This is a genomic window from Microbacterium sp. B19, from assembly GCF_000333395.1.
Lineage (GTDB): Bacteria > Actinomycetota > Actinomycetes > Actinomycetales > Microbacteriaceae > Microbacterium.
The window spans coordinates 1-3,281 of the sequence record NZ_BADA01000505.1; the positions used below are offsets into that span (position 1 = coordinate 1).

The following is a 3,281-nucleotide window of genomic DNA, read 5'->3' on the forward strand; positions in this document are numbered from 1 at the left end:
GCGCTTGACGGTGCGCTCGTCGATTTCGCCGGGGACGTCGGCGATGAGCTGCTGGCACGCGGCCGCGAGCTCGGTGAGGTCGTCGGCGAACGCCGAGACCAGGGACCGCAGGGCCACGGGGGGCGATTCTCTTCTGCGCCGCCTTGAACTCGCCGACCGCGAAGTCGAAGCGGTCGGAGTCGCGCTTGATCGCGGGGCACGCGATCTCGATGCCGCTCCCCTGGCCCGCGCGGATGGCATCCAGAAGTTTCTTGCCGCGCACGCTCGCGCCGGTGTGCCGCAGGACGACCGTGGCTCCGTCTTGCGGGTGCTCAAGGTACGCGAGCGCCTCGGTGAGGAACGTGTCGGAGCACTTCTCGACGCCGCCGACGCGCACCAGGCGCGGTTCGCCGAACAGGGAGGGCGAGGTGACGGCGAGCAGGGTGCCTGCGGTGTAGTCGTCGGCGCGGACGTCGGTGACCTCGAGGCTCGGATCCTCGCTCTTGAGGTAGTCACGCACCCCCGCGATCGCGCGTTCGGCGCAGACCTCCTCGGGGCCGGAGACCAACACGATCGGGGCCGGCTGCGGGGTGCGCCAGCCGATCTGCGGGATGGCCGACTTCGCCTTCGCGGGGGCGGAGCGTCGGGGTGCCGGGGTCACTCCCCCAGCCTACCGACCGGGTCGGACACGGATGCCGGGACGGACACGGATGCCGGGACGGATCGGGGCGAGTGCGCCGCACGAGGCGACCGTGCGCAACCGGACACGACAGAGGCGCCGCCCACGACCACCCGTGTCACGGCGGCTTCTGCCGCCACAGCGTCAGCTCCCCCTCGTCGTCGTGCCAGACCGCGAGGATGCCGCCCTGGTCGGTGCGGGCGGCCACCGTCCCGTTCTGCCGCAGGATGTCGAGCAGGCGCGAGGTCGGGTGGCCGTAGCTGTTGCCCGCCCCGACGCCGATGAGTCCCACCTGCGCGTGGAGCCGGCGATAGAGGTCGGCATTTTGGTCGGCACTGCCGTGGTGGGCGACCTTGACGACCTCGACCGGCGAGATGTCGACCCGGCGGAGCAGCGCGGCTTGCGGCTCCTCGCCCAGGTCGCCGAGCATCACGGTGTGCGGGAATCCCGGACCCGTGACCTCGATCGCGACGCTCGCGTCGTTGCCGGGCTCCATTCCGGGGAGGGGGCCGAGCGCCTGCCATCGCGTGTCGCCGACGGCTCCGGTCATCCCCATCGTCGCGAGGACGAGCCGTGCGCCGCCTCCGGCGAACCGGTCGAGCAGCCGCTGGTCCGCAGCCTCTCCCGTGGGCCCGTGGATCACGACGCTCGCGCGACCCTGGACCGCCGCGGATCCGCCCACGTGGTCCTTGTCGAAGTGGGTCAGGACGACGAGATCGAGATGGTCGATGCCGAGCGTCTGCAGGCACGCCGCGAGCGGCTCTGGGTCGGGCCCGGTGTCGACGAGGGCGACCGCGGATCCGGAGCGCCACAGCGTGGCATCCCCCTGGCCGACGTCGCACATCGCGACCTGCCACCCGGTCGGCACGGTCAGCGGTCCGGCTACCGCACGGACCGCGGTCGTGCCGCCGACCGCTCCTATGAGAACGGCGACCACGAGGGTCGCGAGAGCCGTGAGGCGAGGCACGCGCTGCGGCCGGGCGACGGCGACCGCGATCGCGCCGCCGACGATCGCGAGCAGGGCGGCGCCGAACGGTCCGTCCGGCCAGGGCAGGTTCTGCGCGGCGGCCGAGGCTGTGGTGTGGGCGACCCCGGCGATCCACGCGGCGGGGACCCACGCCAGCGCAGAGAGCCCATCGCGCACCCACGGGATCGGCGCGATGCAGGCGAGGACTCCCGCGATCGTCGCCGGTGCGGCGGCGGGATCGGCGAGCAAGTTCGCCGCGATCCCGAGCAGGGGAACGTGCGGATCGATGAGGACGATGAGGGGACCGCACACCAGCTGCGCCGCCGTCGGCACGGCGAGCGCGAGCGCGAGGCGGGACGGCATCCATCTCGCGAACCCATCGGCGAGGGGCTTCGCGAGCACCAGGAGCGCCGCGGTGGCCGCCGTGGACAGCGCGAACCCGAGCGACCGGCACAACCAGGGGTCGCCGATCAGCAGGACCGTCACCGCGGCGGCCAGAACAGCGACGCCGACCAGGGGGCGGCCGAGACCGAGCGCGAGGATGCCGATCGCGCTCATCGCCGCGGCTCGGACCACGCTGGGCTCCGGCGTCACGAGAGCGACGAATCCGGCGAGCACGAGCAGCGCACCCGCGACCCGTATCCAGCGCCGCACCCCGCACAGCGCGAGCAGCGCGAACGCCGCGCCCACCACGAGCGCGCAGTTCGCCCCGGAGACGGCGGTCAGGTGCGACAGCGAGGACGCGTTCATCGCGGTCTCGGTTCCCGCGTCGAGACTCGACGTGTCACCGACAGCGAGTCCCGGGACGAGCCCGGCGCCCGGTTGCGGCAGCCCTCGCGTCGACGCGACGAGTCCATCGCGCAACCCCTCGAAAACGGCCCAGACGCCCGCGGGCGGGGGTGCGCGTTCGATGTCGGTCGCGCGGAGCACGAGGATCGCCCGCTCGGCCGGGTCGGACGGAATCCCCCGCCCCGCCACGGAGATCTCGCTGCCCGGCCCGACGTCGGACAGGCGCCCTCGGCCGTCGGCATCCACTCCGATACGCGCGGGGATTACGCCCGTCACGGTCGTGTCGCCCGCGGTCACCACGGACACCGTGGCGTCGAACCAGCCGCCGCCGTCGGGGCCGGTCGAGAGGTGACCCGTGACCGTCGCGGTCACGCGCACGTGACGGCCGCCGGCGACCTCGAGCCCGGCGAGCGCGTCACGCGTGGGCTGCAGGGTCGTGACGGTGCCTGCGCTGGCAGCGGCGCACGCCAGCGCGACGGACGTCACCATGAGCAACGGATGCCGGAACCGCGCGAACAGTGCCACGGCCGAGACCGCAGCCCCGCACAGTCCGAGCGCGAGAACACCCGCGTGAGGGACGACGACCGCCACGGCAGCGCCGATCCAGGTCGCCCCCGCCACGGCGACCGGCCGCCATGCTCTCTGTCGGAGAGCCCGTCGCTCGCTCATACCCGCACCAGATCGCGCAGGCTCGCGAGCATCTTGTCGCCGATCCCCGGCACCGATCCGAGGTCGTCGACGCTCGTGAACCGGCCGTTCTGCTCGCGCCACGCCAGGATGCGATCGGCGAGCGCCGGCCCGATCCTCGGCAGCGCGTCGAGCTGCTCGCGTGTCGCCGCATGAGGTCGAGCGGGCCGGATGCCGCCG

General features: G+C 73.4%; 2 protein-coding genes and 1 pseudogene. All 3 read right to left on the minus strand.

Translation table 11 applies throughout. From position 1 onward, the window contains the following. Nucleotides 1-640, minus strand: a pseudogene (locus I5G_RS23290) (DNA polymerase III subunit delta); the annotation flags it as partial. A gap of 136 nt (nt 641-776) precedes the next feature. Then, on the minus strand, nt 777-3,083 hold the full coding sequence (locus tag I5G_RS17390) for a ComEC/Rec2 family competence protein (RefSeq protein WP_083896691.1): 2,307 nt from the start codon (nt 3,081-3,083) through the stop codon (nt 777-779). Continuing rightward, nucleotides 3,080-3,281: ComEA family DNA-binding protein (locus I5G_RS24165; protein WP_148286539.1), on the minus strand; the 202-nt coding region annotated here is incomplete at its 5' end. The genes I5G_RS17390 and I5G_RS24165, both read right to left, overlap by 4 nt.